The following is an 836-nucleotide window of genomic DNA, read 5'->3' as shown; positions in this document are numbered from 1 at the left end:
ATCCGAAAGACTTGGTTAAGAATGTCGAAAGCGCGCGTGTCATTTCAAAGGAATTGAACATGAAGATTAAAATCCGCCCGCACATCAACGAGGACGGGATAAAGAACCCGGAATATTTGATTAACGAAAAGCTGGCAGACCTGAAGAACATTCAGGGATTAGGCGGAATTAAAAACGGGCTGGACAGTTCGCGTAAGCAGCAGTGCGAATTCACCGTTTTCAATCTTGATGCATTTGAAAGCATTAAACCGGAAATGGTGCAGAACAAACTGAACGGGATATACAAACTGTATGGGGACAAGTTCTCCGGACAGCAGATGATATTCATTTATTCCGGGAAGGCGGTGAAGGTGTCTTGGAAAGATGTAAAAACCGGAAAAGTAACTGAACTCTTAAAAGAACTTCAGGAGTGACAGCCGAAACTGACACTCCTGAAGGGAGTTCTTGACCTGTTACAGCCGCGAACATTGCAAATATACAATTTTATTTTGAAATGCAAATGGAAAGGACTGAATTACCCGATTTTTTCAAAGAATTATCCACGCTGGTAGAAGATGCTCACCGCTACGCGAAAGTTGCGGGTGTGAACTTCTTCAAGCAGAATTTTCGCAGGCAGGGATTTCTTGATACATCATTGACACCGTGGGCTAAAAGGTCGCTCACGGTTGGTTCGGATCGTGGCGTGTTGATACAAAGCGGGAAGCTTCGTGACAGTATTCATGCAGTCAACCGTGGAATAGACCGTATCATTTATCAGACTGATCCGCTGGCTTATGCCAAGATTCACAATGAAGGCGGTTACATTGTCGTAACGGAGCGGATGAAGCGTTATTTTT

At 44.1% G+C, this 836-nt stretch carries 2 pseudogenes; both read left to right on the top strand.

The features are described 5' to 3' along the window. Positions 1–413 (top strand): annotated as a pseudogene (locus tag HMPREF2794_RS00815) (phage head morphogenesis protein); the annotation flags it as partial. Between the two features lie 86 nt (positions 414–499). After that, positions 500–836: pseudogene (locus HMPREF2794_RS00810) on the top strand (hypothetical protein); the annotation flags it as partial.

Origin of the sequence: Bacteroides sp. HMSC067B03, assembly GCF_001811315.1 — a bacterium.
Lineage (GTDB): Bacteria > Bacteroidota > Bacteroidia > Bacteroidales > Bacteroidaceae > Bacteroides > Bacteroides faecis.
This window is presented reverse-complemented; position numbering and strand designations above follow the sequence as displayed.